This is a genomic window from Pseudoalteromonas piscicida (assembly GCF_002744175.1).
Taxonomy (GTDB): domain Bacteria; phylum Pseudomonadota; class Gammaproteobacteria; order Enterobacterales; family Alteromonadaceae; genus Pseudoalteromonas; species Pseudoalteromonas piscicida_B.
In genome coordinates this window covers 1-259 of sequence record NZ_NKHF01000147.1, presented here as the reverse complement: position 1 = coordinate 259, position 259 = coordinate 1, and the positions used below count along the sequence as shown (strand labels likewise).

The following is a 259-nucleotide window of genomic DNA, read 5'->3' as shown; positions in this document are numbered from 1 at the left end:
GCCTCCTACCATGTTGCGACTGTGGTAGGAGCGAGTTTATCTCGCGAGGTGTTTTAAATCTCACATAGCAAAAAACCCGTTGCATCGCTGCAACGGGTTTCTTTAATTGGGACCTGACGATGTTCTACTTTCACATGGGAAGCCCACACTATCATCGACGCTGTTTTGTTTCACTTCTGAGTTCGGCATGGGGTCAGGTGGTTCCAAAACGCTATAATCATCAGGAAAATTCTGTTTTTTAGTTCTTATTTTTATATAC

Annotated in this window: 1 rRNA gene; it reads right to left on the bottom strand. The window is 43.2% G+C overall.

Annotated elements, in window-relative coordinates:
• Positions 1-111: 111 nt before the first annotated feature.
• A 5S ribosomal RNA gene (gene rrf, locus CEX98_RS22175) occupies positions 112-225 on the bottom strand.
• Between the last annotated feature and the right edge of the window lie 34 nt (positions 226-259).